The organism is Streptococcus anginosus subsp. whileyi MAS624 (assembly GCF_000478925.1).
In the GTDB taxonomy this organism is placed as follows: domain Bacteria; phylum Bacillota; class Bacilli; order Lactobacillales; family Streptococcaceae; genus Streptococcus; species Streptococcus whileyi.
In genome coordinates, this window is sequence record NZ_AP013072.1 from 938,825 (window position 1) to 955,277 (window position 16,453).

The 16,453-nt window shown below is 35.0% G+C and carries 17 protein-coding genes; all 17 read left to right on the plus strand.

Annotated features, from left to right (window positions below; all coding sequences use genetic code 11):
- The first annotated feature begins 1 nt into the window (after position 1).
- The 17 genes from ANG_RS04745 to ANG_RS04825 all read left to right on the plus strand — a co-directional run bounded on the left by ANG_RS04745 (position 2) and on the right by ANG_RS04825 (position 16,275).
- Positions 2-424 carry a single-stranded DNA-binding protein gene (locus tag ANG_RS04745; protein WP_003078017.1) on the plus strand — a complete coding sequence of 141 codons (423 nt, stop codon included), beginning with the start codon at positions 2-4 and terminating at the stop codon, positions 422-424.
- 264 nt (positions 425-688) lie between these two features.
- Positions 689-949, plus strand: coding sequence for a hypothetical protein (locus tag ANG_RS04750; RefSeq protein WP_037582773.1), 261 nt, complete (start codon positions 689-691; stop codon positions 947-949).
- A complete protein-coding gene (locus ANG_RS04755; RefSeq protein ID WP_025271732.1) occupies positions 933-4,082 on the plus strand; it encodes a VirD4-like conjugal transfer protein, CD1115 family in 3,150 nt (1,049 codons plus the stop codon). Before ANG_RS04750 ends, ANG_RS04755 begins: the two co-directional genes overlap by 17 nt.
- 119 nt (positions 4,083-4,201) lie before the next feature.
- Positions 4,202-4,681, plus strand: coding sequence for an LptM family lipoprotein (locus ANG_RS04760; RefSeq protein WP_025271733.1), 480 nt, complete (start codon positions 4,202-4,204; stop codon positions 4,679-4,681).
- 118 nt (positions 4,682-4,799) lie between these two features.
- Positions 4,800-6,953 carry a pLS20_p028 family conjugation system transmembrane protein gene (locus tag ANG_RS04765; RefSeq protein WP_025271734.1) on the plus strand — a complete coding sequence of 718 codons (2,154 nt, stop codon included), beginning with the start codon at positions 4,800-4,802 and terminating at the stop codon, positions 6,951-6,953.
- Between the two features lie 4 nt (positions 6,954-6,957).
- Positions 6,958-7,239, plus strand: a complete 282-nt coding sequence (locus tag ANG_RS04770) for a BRCT domain-containing protein (protein WP_003077994.1) — start codon at positions 6,958-6,960, stop codon at positions 7,237-7,239.
- Positions 7,240-7,403: 164 nt separating this feature from the next.
- The gene (locus ANG_RS04775) at positions 7,404-7,712 is read left to right on the plus strand and encodes a DUF5592 family protein (RefSeq protein ID WP_003078005.1); all 309 of its coding nucleotides are present in this window, start codon (positions 7,404-7,406) and stop codon (positions 7,710-7,712) included.
- Complete coding sequence (locus ANG_RS04780; protein WP_025271735.1) at positions 7,712-8,362, plus strand: hypothetical protein; 651 nt, start codon at positions 7,712-7,714, stop codon at positions 8,360-8,362. Before ANG_RS04775 ends, ANG_RS04780 begins: the two co-directional genes overlap by 1 nt.
- A gap of 11 nt (positions 8,363-8,373) precedes the next feature.
- Complete coding sequence (locus ANG_RS04785) at positions 8,374-10,323, plus strand: virulence factor (RefSeq protein WP_025271736.1); 1,950 nt, start codon at positions 8,374-8,376, stop codon at positions 10,321-10,323.
- A 16-nt stretch (positions 10,324-10,339) separates the two neighbouring features.
- Positions 10,340-10,897: a hypothetical protein gene (locus tag ANG_RS04790; RefSeq protein WP_025271737.1), complete on the plus strand. Its 558-nt coding sequence runs from the start codon at positions 10,340-10,342 to the stop codon at positions 10,895-10,897.
- 30 nt (positions 10,898-10,927) lie between these two features.
- On the plus strand, positions 10,928-11,200 hold the full coding sequence (locus ANG_RS04795; RefSeq protein WP_025271738.1) for a hypothetical protein: 273 nt from the start codon (positions 10,928-10,930) through the stop codon (positions 11,198-11,200).
- 15 nt (positions 11,201-11,215) lie between these two features.
- Entirely contained in the window at positions 11,216-12,544 is a 1,329-nt protein-coding gene (locus tag ANG_RS04800) for a CHAP domain-containing protein (RefSeq protein ID WP_025271739.1), read from the plus strand.
- Positions 12,545-12,567: 23 nt separating this feature from the next.
- Entirely contained in the window at positions 12,568-13,152 is a 585-nt protein-coding gene (locus ANG_RS04805) for a hypothetical protein (protein ID WP_025271740.1), read from the plus strand.
- A gap of 191 nt (positions 13,153-13,343) precedes the next feature.
- On the plus strand, positions 13,344-14,162 hold the full coding sequence (locus ANG_RS04810) for a ParA family protein (protein ID WP_025271741.1): 819 nt from the start codon (positions 13,344-13,346) through the stop codon (positions 14,160-14,162).
- Between the two features lie 65 nt (positions 14,163-14,227).
- A complete protein-coding gene (locus ANG_RS04815) occupies positions 14,228-14,479 on the plus strand; it encodes a hypothetical protein (protein WP_025271742.1) in 252 nt (83 codons plus the stop codon).
- Between the two features lie 15 nt (positions 14,480-14,494).
- A complete protein-coding gene (locus tag ANG_RS04820; RefSeq protein ID WP_025271743.1) occupies positions 14,495-14,839 on the plus strand; it encodes a hypothetical protein in 345 nt (114 codons plus the stop codon).
- Between the two features lie 128 nt (positions 14,840-14,967).
- Positions 14,968-16,275, plus strand: coding sequence for an ISLre2 family transposase (locus tag ANG_RS04825; RefSeq protein ID WP_025271744.1), 1,308 nt, complete (start codon positions 14,968-14,970; stop codon positions 16,273-16,275).
- The last annotated feature ends 178 nt before the right edge of the window (positions 16,276-16,453 follow it).

Sequence of the window (16,453 nt, forward strand, 5' to 3'; positions counted from 1 at the left end):
CATGCAAGAGTTTATTGCTTATGGGCGAGTATCAAGCATTCCAAATGGTGCTTATGGTAAAACAGCTAAAGGTACTTCATTTTTTAAATTTGATTTTGTCTGTCATTCTAGTCAATTGGATAAAGATGGTAAACCGATTCCAAGTTTCTTTCATGTTCAAGTTTATGGGAAACAGGCTGATGTAATGTATGATAGTCTTTCAGTAGGTTCTCCAATTTTACTGAAAGGAGAAATTGTTCAAACTACTTACAAAAACGATCAAGGACAAAATCGAACTTACCAATACATTGCTCCATCGCTTCAAAATGGAATTACCTTCTTGGAAAGTAAAGAAGCAGCTATGCAACGTAAACAGGTTCAAGCTGGCAAAGCTTCTCATATTCCAGATGATCCAATTCCAATGGACGTAGATAGCCCATTCTAATCATTTCCAAACTAAAAAAGTTTTTAACACACAGGAATAAATTCTTGTGTGTTATTTTTGTATAAATGAGGTGCTGAGATAGGCATTCTAAGGCTTTGTTTATAATTTCTATGAAGAATGATTCACGAAAAATGCTTAAAATGGAATGTCAAATTACATATAAAGCTATTTAGTATTATATGTAATTTTTGATTTGTCCCATTAACACAAAAAAATTTTTTATTTTTTAAAATAGAAAGAAAATAGTAGAAAGGAAACGAAATGATGATGAAAGCTGAAGTCAATTCTGATGAATTACTAGCCGATTCTATTCAAATAGATAATTATTTGAAACAGAAGAAGAAATATTGTAGTGCCATTTTTCTTCAGGATATGAAGAAAGAATTTTCTAGCTACTTACGGCGATATAATCAAGCATCTCCTAGTTTACAATTTAGAATTTTTCTCTTTACAGCTGTTTATGGTCAAAAAATAAAGAGAGCATTAGATGAAAGTGAGGAGGTAAGTTATGTTGAGTGTGCTTGAAATGATAGTCTATACTCTCATTCAGCTGGCAAAAGTGAATCTAGTGAATTTTCTTTTGTTCATGAGTGTCGGAATCTATGTTTTTTATAAAGGTTTTCGCTTAGTTATCCCTTTTTGGGGTCGAGGGCTTCAAAGAATAAAGAATGTATTTGAACATCGAGAGGAGATAAAAAATCGCTTCAAAAAATGGAAAAAAGAACAGGAGAAGATTTGGAAAGGTCAGAAGAAAATCTCCTGGAAGCAAGTTCAGAATGCTTTAAAAAAGAATTTATGGGGGACTATCAAGCAGAGTGTTTTATATTTGTTGTCATTTATTTTTCTAGTTGCTGGTAATCTGATTTTCCGTTTGTTTTATCATTTACCTTTTGTAAAGCAAGAGCGGAAACGATTTAACAAAGAAATGAAACCCATTCTGTATTTCAAGAATTATCGTAGCATGATTCTCATGGGATTGGGTTTTAGCTTGATTGCCCTTGTCTTGACAAATTACTTTGTTACGGTTATTCGAGCGGGACTACACTATTTATATTTACTCATTTCAAGCAGAAGTTTGGAAGCGAGCTTTGATATGAATAGTTTGTTAGTGAGAAATCTGTTCAATATTCGGGTTTATACGCTTGCTCCTATCTTAGCAATTCCTTTATTTCTGATTGGCGAATTACTTGCTTGGAAGTCTGCCTGGATCAACTTCGAGCAATACCGGGACTATAATGGGAATGAAAAAGGAGATGATCGCTTTGCGACTGAAAAAGAAGTTTATAAACAGTATAAGAAGATCCCGAATAAACAAAAGACATATCCAGGGAACGGTGGTTTTCCAGTTTTACATGAAACAAGAAATAATCTGGCCGGGTGGACATTGCGAACACAAATGATATACCAAAATAGACGGTTTAGTCGTTATCTGACGAATGCAGAAAAGATTTTAGGACTGCTTTCCATTCCTTCAGGCGACTATTATATTGAAGATGATACCATTAGTACTCTAGGTAATGGGATGACTCGTTCCGGTAAAGGGGAGGGAGTGATTGCACCAACCATTGACATCAATAGTCGAGCGGAAATCCAGCCATCAATGATTATTGGGGATCCTAAAGGAGAACACTATCGGTCTTCTTATAAAACGATGCGTAAACGAGGCTATGCGGTTGAAGTTTTAAATTATCAAGAAATGGACTTTTCCATGAGCTTTAATCCTCTAGCATTAGCTGTAGAAGCCGCTAAAAAAGGCTATTATGAAATGGCTCAAACTCGTGTGAATGCGACCGCTCAAATGATTTATCCTAAAACAAAGGGTGGAGAGAAAGGCAATGCAGAATATTTCCGAAAATCCTCTGTGTCGCTCTTCAACGCTTTGACAATGGCGTTAATGGATCGGGCTCATGAAACAGTTCAAAATGGAGAAGCAGATGCCTGGGACACAATCACTATTCCAAATGTCGCAAAATTCCTGAATGAATTAGGTTCTGAAGAAGTTTTTGTCAATTCTCAAAATGAAATTGAAGAAAATCCAGAACAAGGGGATTTAGTTACCAAAAAGTCTAAGATTACAGTTTATTTTGATAATCTGAGAATGGTTAATCGAAAACAATTCTCTAAATTCAGAGCAATGGCAGACAATGAATTTCGAGCCTCTGCTTTTGGTGGAGATGAAACAAGAGGAAATATTTACTCTAGCATGATTACGGGATTGAATCTCTTCTTGCAAGATAATGTGGCAAAGATGACCTCCAAAAATTCCATTGATATGGCTTCAGTTGGTTTTCCACGTCGTTTATCCATCAAATTCCGTTCTAGTACAAGTGAGAGCTTAGAAAATACATTTGCCTATCAAACTGCTAAAGTGACGATTCTAAGTACCAAAAAATGGGGATTGAAGACGCAAGAAATTGTTCATGTCAAAGAACAAACAGCTTTGGTAGATGGTCACGGATATTTGAATTTTGTGATTGAGCCAAAACTGCCAGACGAATTTCAAATCATTATCGACTTTGATTATGAAAATAATACGAATGATTGGATCAGAAATCAACGCTTTACTCTTTCAGCTGAAAAAGTTTATCAAAAACGTGGCAATATTATTCAACTGGATCGCTATAGCAAGAAGAAAGTTCTAGATCATGTAGCGATTATCTCCATTGATAAGCCAGATGGCACTTTGTTAGAAAAAGAAGATATTGAACTCATTTATTCGGATCAGCCAAAGGTGATTTATCTCGTCACGCCTCCTCATCGATCAGAATACAATGCACTAGTTTCTATGTTCTTAGATCAACTCTTTAACGTCAATTATGAGTTGGCTCTTTCAAATGGCGGAAAATGTGTCAATCGGATTTTGCATGTCCTAGACGAGTTTACTAACCTTCCAGCCATTCCTGCAATGGCAACTAAAATCTCCATTGGTTTGGGTCAAAATATTTTGTATTATATGTGGATTCAAAACTTAGAACAGTTAGTTGATGTTTACGGAAAAGAAGTGGCAGAAACGATTAAGAATAACTGTGCTATTCACATGTATATTAAAACGAGCTCTAGTGATACCAACAAAGCCTTTAGCCAAGATTTGGGAACACGAACGATTACGATTCGCAGTAAGTCTGCCAATATCATTGATGAGGCTAATCCAAATGTTTCCTATCGAACTGAGAACCAGCCTCTTCTCACCCCTACGCAACTGGCTAAGTTGCAAGAAGGAGAAGTTGTTATTTTCCGGTATATCAAGAATCGGGATAAGACTGGTTATAAAACAACTGCAGATCCTATTTTTGCACATGATAAAACCGCCTTCCCTTATCGTTATATGTTCCTTCAGGAAGAATTTGACCGTAGCTTGAAACTAGCTGATATTCCAGTTGATTGTCCTCATCGAGGGTTAGATCTGCAAGAAATTGCCGTAGATGCTTCAACAGCTTTAGATAATCTAATTGATTGGCGAGAACGCTTGAACAGCCGAATTGGTGCTGGTGGAACCAGTCCAAAACTATCTACTCGCTATAGAAAGAAACCGACTATCACTCAAAAAGTCTATTCAACTGAAGAAGAACTCTATCATGCTTTAGCTCAAGAAACGATTTTTGGAGATGAAGACTACAACAATGATTATTCAGATTTATTTGTGGATGATGTTTCTTAGCGTCCTTCCTATATAGAAAACTATATAGGATAATACATAAAAAGCTATTTAACTATTGAAATAACCCAATCGTTCTGATATAATGAGCATGTATAGGAATTATATAGGGAGAAAAACACATGAAGAAATCGTTATTTAGCCTGCTTACTTTAGTCGTCATGCTAGTGGCATTAGCTGCTTGTGGGTCTAAAGTAAATAAAAATGGTGTACCAAATATTCTGAAGGATAAATATACTGGATATTCTAAATTATCAGGATATGAATATCCTTTTATAGCTGGTGGTGATCAGTTAATTTTTGATAAGAAAGAAAATAGTATTACTAACAGCAAAGGTGATAAAACTTATTTTTCTGTAATTCATGAAAAAGATCTTCCGCCAGCAACTAAAGGCGTGGTTACTAGCTTAAAATCTGAATTAAAAGATACTGAAAATTTCACAATTATTATTAGCAGAGAAAAACATCCTACTAAGAAACAGGCAGAAGCAACCTATCAAATTGCTTTATCAGCTGGGGGTAAGAAAATTCGTGTAATTGAATTGCGAAGAGATTATGCAGCTGAAGGTGGTTATTATGATTTTAGTGGTGAATCTGAATAGAGTAAAAAGTCTCAATTGAGACTTTTTCTTTTGCTCTTTTTCTGAAATGTCCCATTAACACAAAGAAAATCATTATCCTTTAAAGTAAAGATACTTTTAAAGAAAGAAGGTATCTTTATTGAATTATCAAACATATTCAGATTTAGTAAAAGATCTAAGTAAAGATTTTTTTGATATGAATGGACCCACGAATGGAAATATTACTGGAGATAATGCTACTAAATTTGCTCAGTTCTATAATTACTGGGGAAATTATCTAGAGCCGACTCCAGCTTTCCTGACTTATTTTATGGCTATTCCAGGAGGAATTGGAAAAGCCTTATACCAAATAACCGCTAGCTTAGAACATGTTTTTAACAATATGTTTAAGCTCTTTGGTCTCTTTGGCTATTTAGGTGATCAGAAAACCATTATCGGACAATTCTTTTATTGGTTTCAAATTGTAGGAGTCACGATTTTCACATTGCTTTTAGTGGCAAGTGCAATCACAGGTGTCTTCACAAAGCCGACAAAGTACAAGAATGTGATTGTTAATTTTCTGTTGGTTACTTTTGTTACCTCGGTTATGCCTCTATCTCTTACAACGATTGCGACTGCTCTAGCACAAGATGCTCAAACGATTCAAACGATTTCGGGAGATAAGGGAACAGAATATTCCTCTCTTTCTATTCAACCTATGAAAAATAATGTGGTAGATTTAAAAGTTTTAGTTGATCATGATTTTAATACAGAATTATTCCCAATGGATGATTATGGTTATATTAAACCCGTCAAAGCAGGATCTACAGCACTAAATAAGATTACAGATAGTAAGGACAAGCGAGATACACCAGATTTTGCGACTAAAATTGATTTTGCTGCAAAATACGGAGCATCTAATGAGGAACAACTTAAAGATTGGGAAAAGAAAAAAGCAGGAATTAAAGGTCTCTTTTTACATAAGTTAAATTCTAATCATGATGGTGTGGAAACTATCACAACACATAGAATTGTTGACGGATTAAATGCTTTTGAAGCAGTATATCTTCGCTATAAGGTTAACTGGATTGGCATGTTTATGCAGTATATTATTTTGATTATTTTGCTGATGAGTATGTCTATCAAGTTTGTCAAATCGGTCTTTGATATTATCATGGAAGCTGTGATTTCTCCAATTCAAGGCTATACTTCCCTTTCTTCCAATAAGAAGTACAAGGAACTCCTACGAACGATAGGAGGGGCATTTGCTGGTATTATATTTGAAGTAGTTATTATGCGAATGACCTTAGAAATTTGTCGAGATTTACCAACCTTATCCGTGACCGCTATCACAAAACTTTCCGGTGGATTCTACGACGGATTGAACATGTGGGAACAATGTCTGGCCGCAAGTATCGTTTATATTGGTGTCTTCTTGGCAGCTATGCAGGGAGTGACCATGATTGAACGTTGGCTAGGTGTCTCAACAGGACATAGCGAGACAGCTCAACAATTGCTTGGTGCAATGATGATGGGAAATGCCTTTGCGACAGGTGCCGGTGCGATTGGTAAAGGTGGTTTCGCATTAGCACAAGGCGCTGGCAATATGGCAATGAAAACACCTGGAGCAGTTAAGAACGCAAGTAAACATGTTGGAAATAGCCTTGCTACAACAGGTGGAGGCATTCAAGGTATCTTTAATGCAGTCAAAGACCAAGGAATAGGAAATACCGTAAAAGGTGGGATCAGTAATGCGGTTGATTTAGCCGAAGTGATGGGGCAAAAAGCAGTGGATTATGCTGGAGGTGTCATGGATAACCTGGATGATAAAGCCCAAACAGGATTATATTCAACTTACAATGCTTTGAAGAATGACGATATTCCGGATCAAGCTCGTTTTAGATCTGGTGATAATAATGAACCCGAATATACCTTGAATCCTTCAGGCATGTATGGCGGAGAACCACTTTTTGAGGATCCTTCTATGGCAGATGGTGGAGTCAGTGACCCAACCATATCAAATATCCAACAAGAGTCTCAGAAAGAAGACTTCAAGGGAATCAGTGAGCCAAGTAGTCCTAATCCTACTTTGAGCGATAAAAACGCTCTAACCAATTCAACTAATTCAGTTGCTTCCCAAACACCAAAAGCACCATCTTCTAAGCCAAATTCACCTTCTTCAGCCAGAAATAACTTGAATCAGTCCCTCTATCAGATGAATCGAATGCAGCAACAAGCTCAACAAGCCGGTCAATATATGCAAGGACAGAGTCATATAAAAGGGGCTGAAATAGAGGATGAGGAAGATAGGTGATGGCATGAAGCTTTCTGATAAAAAGATTGTGATTACAGGTAGTTTAAGACCGATGACAAGAGAAGAAGTTATTCTTTTCTTAAAGGATCAAGGAGCTACGGTACAAGGGTTTATATCAGCTCAAACCGATATTCTAATCGTAGGTCATAAACAATTGGATCTCTTTCAAGTAGATAAGCGTTCCAAAAAGTATGAGGCTGCTCTTTCTCGAATCGCAGAAGGACAAGCTATTACGCTTTTATCTGAAGAAGAATTCTTTCAGATCGTTAAGAAGTCTCAATCATGAGGCTTCTTTTTTGTACTGAAATGCTTAATAAATTAAATAACTTATTATCTAGTTTATTAAGTGATAGGATAAACTGATTCTGAAATGTCCCTTTAAAAACAAAAAAATCATTATCCTTTATACTGCTCTTATCATGATGGAATAGTTAGAAAGGAAAAAGAACTATGAATGAAAAATATGGTGTCCCCAGAGACATTAAAGCTCGAATGAAAATGATTGGTTTGTTTATGGCAGACATTAGTTTTGTTGGCTTATCAGGAATCATTGCTTTACGATATGCGACCAAAATTTTTCCTACTGAACAATGGTTTCAAATGATTCTATTTATTGTATTAAGTATGCTGCTGTCTTTGTATCTTGTGTTTCCAGCTAATGGCGGCAAGAAAAATTGGAATACACTCTATCTATTCTTCCGCCGGCGGAGAAGACGATATATTAGTTTAGATTACCAAAAAAGAACAGGAGAAAGATAATGGCGATTCAACGACAAGCAGCGTCTATTCAAGAAAAGCAACCGTTAGGAGGGGCGCATAGAAGTAAAAAAGAATACAAACAAGAATATTTTGATATTCATTCTTGTATTGATTTGCTAGATGTTAAAGCGATTATGAAGAATCCGCAGGAGTACATTAAACTAGTGGACTTTGGTTATCTTCAATTTATGGAAATACCTGGAAAAGACTTAGGTTCTTTAAGTTATGTTGAAGTAAATCGAACCATCCAAAATTTTGAAAAGTGGCTATCTGAGTTTAATACAGATATTCAATTTGAAGTAACGACTCTTCCTACCAATACTGATGCACAACGGATGCACCAACGTCATTGGCTCAGTAAGGTAAGGCAAGAAAAGAGTCGGTTAACTCCGAATTCTAAGCGCTACTTACAATTAGAAGATCGAGAAAAACTACTACAGGAACAAATTCAGGTAGAAGAAAGTATTCAAAAAGAAATCTATAACACAGAGTTTATTTTGTGGCTATTTGCTCCAACAACTAGTGAATTAGATGAGTTAGTTCGTAAAGCTAAAAGCTACGGAAATAATGATTTTGTGCCTCAGGAGATTACTCACCTGAAAAAGGTTCAAATTATTACACAATATAACAATATGAATGAAAAATTGTAAGGAGGATTTTCATGCCAAAGATTTCAAAACGGAAACAACGAAAGTTACAAGCTGAGGGCTATGACTTGGAATTTATCAGTCAAGTGCAACCTCAAGGAAATATTGACTTCAAAAAGCATGACCGCTATTGGGTCAGTGGAGATGGTTGTCATACTGTCCTTCATTATTACGAATATCCTTCAGAGGATTTAGATCAATTTTGGTTGACAGATTTAATGCAAATTTCTGGAACTCGTTCTTTTCTTTCTCTTTATCGAGAAAACAATACAGAGCTTAAAAAAGATATAACGGATTCGATTGAAGAAAAGTCAACTCGAATCACGGGGAATAGCAAACTAACAGATAACCAGCAAGAGTTGGATGAAATTCACGATTTACAACAACTGAATCGTGAGATTACTAAGAAAAATATAGCAATGTTAGGAATGTATGTTCGTGTCTTTGCTTCAGCTACTACAAAGGAGGAACTCTTTAAAAAGGTAGAGGAAATTAAAGATAAGACCTCTAATTATAAATCAACTATCCTTTCAGGGGAATTAGATTTTGAATATCATTCTCCCTTTATTCCTGCTAAATATCAAGTTGACTTGCCAAATAATCGAAAAGGAAGATCCGTTAGAGCCCACGATTTAGCTGGTGGTTACTTCTTCAACCATACCAAGTTAGAAGACCAAAGAGGTTTTTATCTAGGCTGGACTCCTACGAAAGGTGCTGTCAACTTTAACTTTCTTGAGAGAAATGAAAAGCGGACTCGTTCCTTTATGATTCTGTCCGGAAATCCTAAAATGGGGCAAAAATCCTTTTTATTGAAGCACACAGACGGCTTGTATGCAAAAGGTAATTATATTCGGAATTTTGATGCGAATGGAACGTTTACAGAATTAACTCAAAAACAATATGGCTTAATTCTAGATTTATCAGGTGAAGTCAATCGTATTAACATTTTTCAGATTTTCCCAACTGCTACCAATACAGAGGGAATAGAAGTGGATGAACAACAATCCTATAAACTGCATATTGAAAAGTTGAAAAATATCCTGAAGTTATTGAACGATCAAGTCACAGGAGATGATCTCATTACTTTCGGAAAAATTTTGAATGAGTTTTACATCGCAGAGAACTTATGGTTTGTAAACCCGGCTCTACATGAAGATGAATTAAGAGCTACTCAGTTAGACAATGAAGATTATCCGATTTTATCTGATTTTCTGCTCTATTTGGATGATTACAAACGCCGATTAACCCAAAAGAGACAAAAAGATGAAGAAGAACTGAAATCCGTCAAACGAATTTATAATACGTTTGATGAGATGTTGACATCTAACGCTTCTATGTTTGAAGGTATAACAGAATTTCAAGATATTTCAACCGAACAAGTCGTAACTTTTGATTTATCAGGATTGAAAAATATGCCGAACTTATTAAATGCTCAAATCTTTTCCGTTTTGTCTCTTGTCTCGGCAGATATTGTCAATAATGGAAAACGTTGCAAGCGGCTCTTAAAAGAAAATCCTAAGTTATCTGAAATGGATTTAGAACACTATATCGTTAATATTAGCGAGGCACAAACTCTCATCAATCCACGCTATGAAACAAGTGTTGAATTGTTAGCAGATGTCATTGATTCGATGGGAGAAAACTTTGCAGGAGTTGTTCTTTCCGTAAATTCATTACAAGGTATTCTTTTTGAAGCTGGTTCTGGAAATCATAAAGATCCGTATGTGATTGCTGTAAAACGCATTTTTGAGCTGATGCAATACCGTGTCTTTGCACAAACAGATGAAACTAGCGTTCCATTGCTTGCCAATGCGTTAACGAGCTCTATGAATCAATCGGAATTAGAAACATTACCTCGCCTTAGTAAAGGGCAATTGTTTATGAATATTGCAGGAGTTGGAAACCTGGTATTCAATCAACAGTTGCTTCAGTCAGAAGTTCAACGCTATGGTGGAATTCAATAACAAAAGAGGAAATGAAATGGATATTGTAGATATTTATATGGAATGTGGAGACTTTCATAAAGCAGTTGAACGTTCTGGTCTTCCTATTCACGTGGCTCATCTAAAACTATTACAAAGTGGTTGTCTAAAAATCCAAGATAAGATTCAATATGGTTCACGAACCGCTAAGCTTGGTGGCATGGCTGAAGAATTATTTCAGAAGTATGTTCCAGCTGCAGTAGATGCCAATAAGTATTTCAAGAAAAATAATCCGGTCTATGACTTTTGGTTTGATGGATTAACAATTGATGTGAAATACAGTTCGTTGCACAAAAACAAAAATGGGAACTCAACATATTGGCAGTTTCGGACTAAAGGGGAGCAAGATTTTATTGTGGCTTTTTTAGAAAAAGAATGTGGTTTAGAATTACAAGACCCGATTATCTTATTAGTCCCCATGCAATTTTTAGATGAACAAAAAGAGCTTCATATCTCACAATCAGGTCTCTGGTTGAAAGAATTTCAAATTGAGCCTGAGGAACTGTATAGTCTTTTAAAGGAATATGCAAATTTGAGAAAAGAAGGATTATTTTAAAAAATAAATAGATAGAAGGGATAAACGAAGATGTCTAAAAATATACAAGAGGAAAAAACAGAAAAATTGGGTTTCTTTGCTCGTAGAAAAAGAGCGGTTGATCACTATGTTACTATTCGGAAAGAAAGGTCAAAGGAAGTGAGAGATTATTTTGCTTCCGAAGGAGAGTCTGATCCCGAACGATTAGCAGCCCAACGAGAACGAGACAAAGTCTTTTTACAAGGGTTAAAGAAGATTGGAATCGGAGTCATTCTTTTTCTTGTTTTTTACGCTATTTTAAGAACAATCTTAGGGCTTTGGTAGAAACGAGGTGAGGAATTGAAAAAGTGGTTCAATTTTAAAATTGTTCTTTTTCTTGGCTCTATCATTACATCTATTGTGGTCTTTATGATGATGTTGACGAGTATTTTGGGAGCTATATCCAGTAAGCAGGATGACTGTTCTACTACTGAAACAACCATTACTTCCAGTCCAACTAGTTCAGGAAATGCCTCTATTGATTCTTTTGTAAAGGAACATGAGAATGCTTATATAGAATCATGGAGAGTTGGGGGCTTCTTACCTTCGGCTTCCATTGCTCAAACAATGGCTGAAACTTCTTTTTCTATGAATGTGCCTTCTTTCGCTTCAGCGCACAATATGGGCGGTGTCAAATGGACTTCAGCGGCAACTTATCCCAAGACGATTGAATTATTTGGCTCTAATGCTGTTTCAGGTAGTGGTTCAGGAACGACTGTTGGAGATAATACTGGTGGTGGTTATACTTGGTTTAAAGATTTTGATGTTGGAATTGTTGGAAAAGCAGAGTTCATGAGTCGTCAAAGCCTTTACAAGGCAGCTATCAATAACATAGATGGCGTTGGAACATTAAATGCAATTGCAGATGGTGGCTGGGCGACTGATCCAAATTATAAGACAACTCTTAATCAAATTTATCAGAATTTAGGAAGTAAATACAAATGGTTAGATGAAAAAGCCATTTCAAAATACGGACAAAAACCTGTAAACTTAACTGAATCCTCTACCAATACAGCTAATTCGCCATCAACCTCTATTTCTTCCGCTGAAGAAGAAAATCCCTGTGAAGATTCTTCAGACAGTGGAAGTGTAGCTGATGGAACGGGAACAGTCCCAGCTGATGCAACCGCTTGGGGTTATCAGCCGGACAATCTCCCAGCTAGTTTAAAACCTTATATTATTGATCCTAAACGCCTTGGAATGAACTACGGAGGAACACAAGGTTGGAATTTAACAGGCAGTGGCCCATCATTAGATGGTCAATGTGTAAATTTAACGATCAGTATGGCAAATATCATGTACGGACATTCTGGAAATGTTTTAGGAAATGGGGTTGATCAAGCAGGTGCTTGGTCAAGGATATTTGGAAATTCAGTCAAGAAAAAACCAAAAAAAGGGGCAATCTTTTCTAATTCCTCTATTCCCCAATACGGGCATACAGGAATTGTCTGCCATGTATTCCAAGATGGATCTGTCTTGATTTGTGAGCAGAATACCCCAATAAGCGGTTGGGATTCTTATCATAAGGCTTATACCTGGAATTATCGAATTGTCCGTCCAGAAACACAAAAGGCAGAACAATGGACGTTTGCATATCCGGATAACAAAGCTCCAAAATTGACTAAATAATTTGTAAAAGAAAGAAGAAGTTTATGTTAGAAAAATCAAAAGAACATTGGGTTTGGGTGATATTAGTTTTATTACTTCTTTTCTTTGCAGGGCTACGAATTGTACAAGTCTCTCATTCTTCACGAGAAGAATCGAAAACAACACAATCTAGCTCTTCCTCTAAGACGAAGAATTCTTCGACATTAGAGGAGGAAACACCCGATCAACGAAATTATCGTAAAGCAAAGTTAAAGCTAGAGCATCCTTATACAGAAGCTTCTCAGGAAGCAAAACAATCAGTGATTGAATCTGTTAATGCTGCCGTAGATGCGATTATCAAAGCTAAGAGTTTATCAGAAGTGAAGGCAACCTATGAGAATCATTTAGCTATGAGTCAAGGTGGAATGATTCAAACTTTTGCGATGGCTATATTAGTAAATCGGTATCAATATCAGTCTTCTCAGTTAGAGGTCATGAAATCGGATAATGATGATGTTGTTCAAGTCATTATTCCTTTAGTTAAAGACGGAGAAGAGAAATGCTACTTTATCGCAAATTTTAATACAACTGTTAAGCAGATACAATTAACATCTTATATCGGTGGACGTATTGGAGGAACTTATGGGTAAAATAGTTTATAAAGATAAATGATAAGAAGTTTAAGTAAATACATAAAAAGTTATTTAATTTTTATGTATTTTTTCTTGACAAAGTAGTTGAATGTGATATAATAAATGTAAAGTTATTTAACAAAATATTTAACAATGAAAATAAGTTATTAAATAATAAAGTATGTATAAAGATATATAGGAGAAGAAAAATGACAAAGATTTATACAACAAATATAAAAAAGGGTGGAGTTGGAAAAACAACTATAACATTTAATGGCGCATTTTATTTGGCTGTCAAGAAAAACAAACGAGTTTTACTCATAGATTTAGATGATTCTTGCAATTTGACAAAGCGTTTTATTGATTATTACGAAGAACCAATTCCAGAAATTTCTACTGTAAAAGCTTTATTCTCAGATGTTGTTCCAGTTCCTCTTCGATTAACTGATCATTTATCTATTATTGCAGGATACGATCATCTTAATGAATTGACAAAAGAAGTAGAAGCAGGAAAAGGAAGAGGCTATCTACTATCCTGGTATTACAGCCAATTAGATTTTATTGAAGCAAATTATGATTATATTTTGATTGATACGCATAATGATTTCAGTATTTTTACCAATAATGCGATTGCTGTGTCAGATGTAGTATTAGCTATTGCGGACATAGATGAAGATGCTATTGAAAAATTAAAACTAGAAGAACGACAAATCACTCAATTAACAAAAGACTTTATCAATCCTATGACGAATCAAAGCTTTGTCAATACAAGATTGATTAAAGTTGGAAATAAGGTAGTCAAAAATACAAGTGATTCTCAGGCGTTCAAGCGAGCTTTTGAAGCAATGATGAAAAGAGATAATCAATTTCTAGGTTATTTTGAAGGGCGGAGTTTATTTGGTAAGACCAAAACAACTAGACAACCCTTGACTTCATTAGAAGAATCTCATCAAACGCCGTCTTATCGCCAATTTTTCAAAAATACTTGGGAGTTGTTTGATAAAATTTATACTCTCCCAATTGAATAATACATTATTTGTGATATAATAAGATAAATAATAAAATAAATAAGAAATTACATAAGGAGTTTTAAATGGCGAAGAAAGAGAATCAAGCTGATTTTATGAAAATGTTTAATGAGGAGCCTCAAACAGCTCCCGTTCAACCCTTACCTAAGAAACAACTTTCTCCAGTAGGATATGAAAAAAAGAAGCAGGTCACCTTTGCTATGACCCCTTCTATAAGGAGTAAGTTAGATGACATTGTTGACTACTATTCGTATAAGTCTGCTTCTGCTTATTTAGAAGAAATGATTGATAAGGAGTGGCAGCGTATTCAATCGTAAAAAGGAGAAAAACGCATGTTTATATTTAGTTTTAAGCGTTTGTGGTATTTGATATTTGCGGCAATTGCCATTGCAGGACTTCAAATATTTTATAATCATTTTGGATTTTCAATGCTTGTGTTACTAATTGTAGGTTTGCTTGCTTTAAAATTTTTTCCAGCTGCAGTTATTCCTATTATAGTTGTCTCTCTATTCGTTTATTTGAATAATGGTTTTTCATTTGTTGCAGACATTATTCAATTTATTTTTATCGGGCTTCCGGTTTCCATTGTGATGGCAGGACTTTTATTTCCGTTTGTAGAATCTTGCCAAAGTAAAATTCGTAGATATAAAAAGAAATACAAACAAGAATATAAGTAAAAAGTAAAATTTAATTGTAAAAAGTTGTTCATTTGAGCAGCTTTTTTTGTCAGAAAAAAAATAAATTTGAAGAGCTATAAGAAAAAAATTACAATTTTCATAAATCATTTTCATGAGGGAGAAGGTTTGTGAAAGTAATAGATGAACGTAAGTTGAAAGAAAAATTTATAGTAGGAACTGAGAAAGACTTTTATCGGAACATTAAAAAATATGATGAATCAATGATTCCTGTAATGAAAGCAAGAGGTTATACTTGTATTCGTTCAGCTGAAAGGACTGTTGCGTTTACATTTGGTGAGTTCTGCTTCAGTAGGAGGAAATGGAAACGTGGACCAGAGTGGTACTCACCGGTTGATGTATGGCTAGGGTTAGATAAAAACAGTCGTTATTCTAAAGAACTGATTTATCAAATTGCAGAATTATCTACAATGATGTCTTATGACCATGTTGTTAAAGTTGTTCAAATGATGTATCATGTTAAGATTACAAAACCAACAGTCATTAAGACAGTAAAGTTTGCGGATCAATTGAGAAACCAGTACGAAGAATACCAATATTACCAGGAAGAAGTGAAAAAGAAAGATAAAATTAAAGCTGATATTATTTTTGTGGAAGGAGACGGGGTATTCTTACGAGTTTTAGACGAAGAGAACAAAGCTAGTTATAGAGACTTTGCTCATTTTGTGATTCATACAGGTAGTAAAAAAATTGAAAAGAATCGCTGGAAATTGGAAAATAAAAAGAGTATTATGTCAATCAGTAATCGACATGCTAGAGAGATGGTCTTGGATTATCTTTATCAAAATTTTGAAATTACCGAAAATACAATTCTAATTACAAATTCTGATGGTGGTCACGGTTATACACCTTATGTATTTAAAGAATTTGCCAAAGTATTAGGAATAAAACGTCATGAACACTTTTGGGATGAGTTCCATGTTTATAAAGAAATTGACCAAACGTATAAAGGTTATCCGGAAGATTTAAAGAATAAACTATATCAATCTATTCAAACGCATGATAAAAAATTGTTACGAACAGTATTGGATACAACAGAGTCGTTATTGACTTCCGCCGAAGAAGAAAATTTTTCAAAATTCTCTAAAAAGTTCTTAAGAAATTTTCAATATACAAAACCGCTTGAATTGAGGGGCTTTCGATATTTACCAATAGGCATTATGGAATCTCAGCATAGAAAGATTACTTATCGGATGAAAAAGAGAGGAATGATATGGAGTCAAACAGGAGCAGAATCGATGACTAATATGATCCTATTATCAAAATCCGGTCAATTAAGAGAATTATTCTTTGGTGAGTGGCGAAAAGAGTATCAGGAATATAAAGCAGCAGAAGAGTTGACTGCTGCAACAATCAAGGTTCGACAGAATCATATCAAAAAGGATTATCAATTTTACAGCTTGAAAAAAAGATGGTAAGAAGATTTAACACATATTAAAAAAATCTAGTATTACTAGGTCTTTTTGAGTGTGCAATTTTTTTAAAAATCGCTCAAAATACTTGTCTTGTGTGTTAAAGTATGTTAAAATTAACTTAATTTAAACGAATAAAAAAAGGTCGTACGTGCGTCCAACACATACGACCACCGAGTTTAGC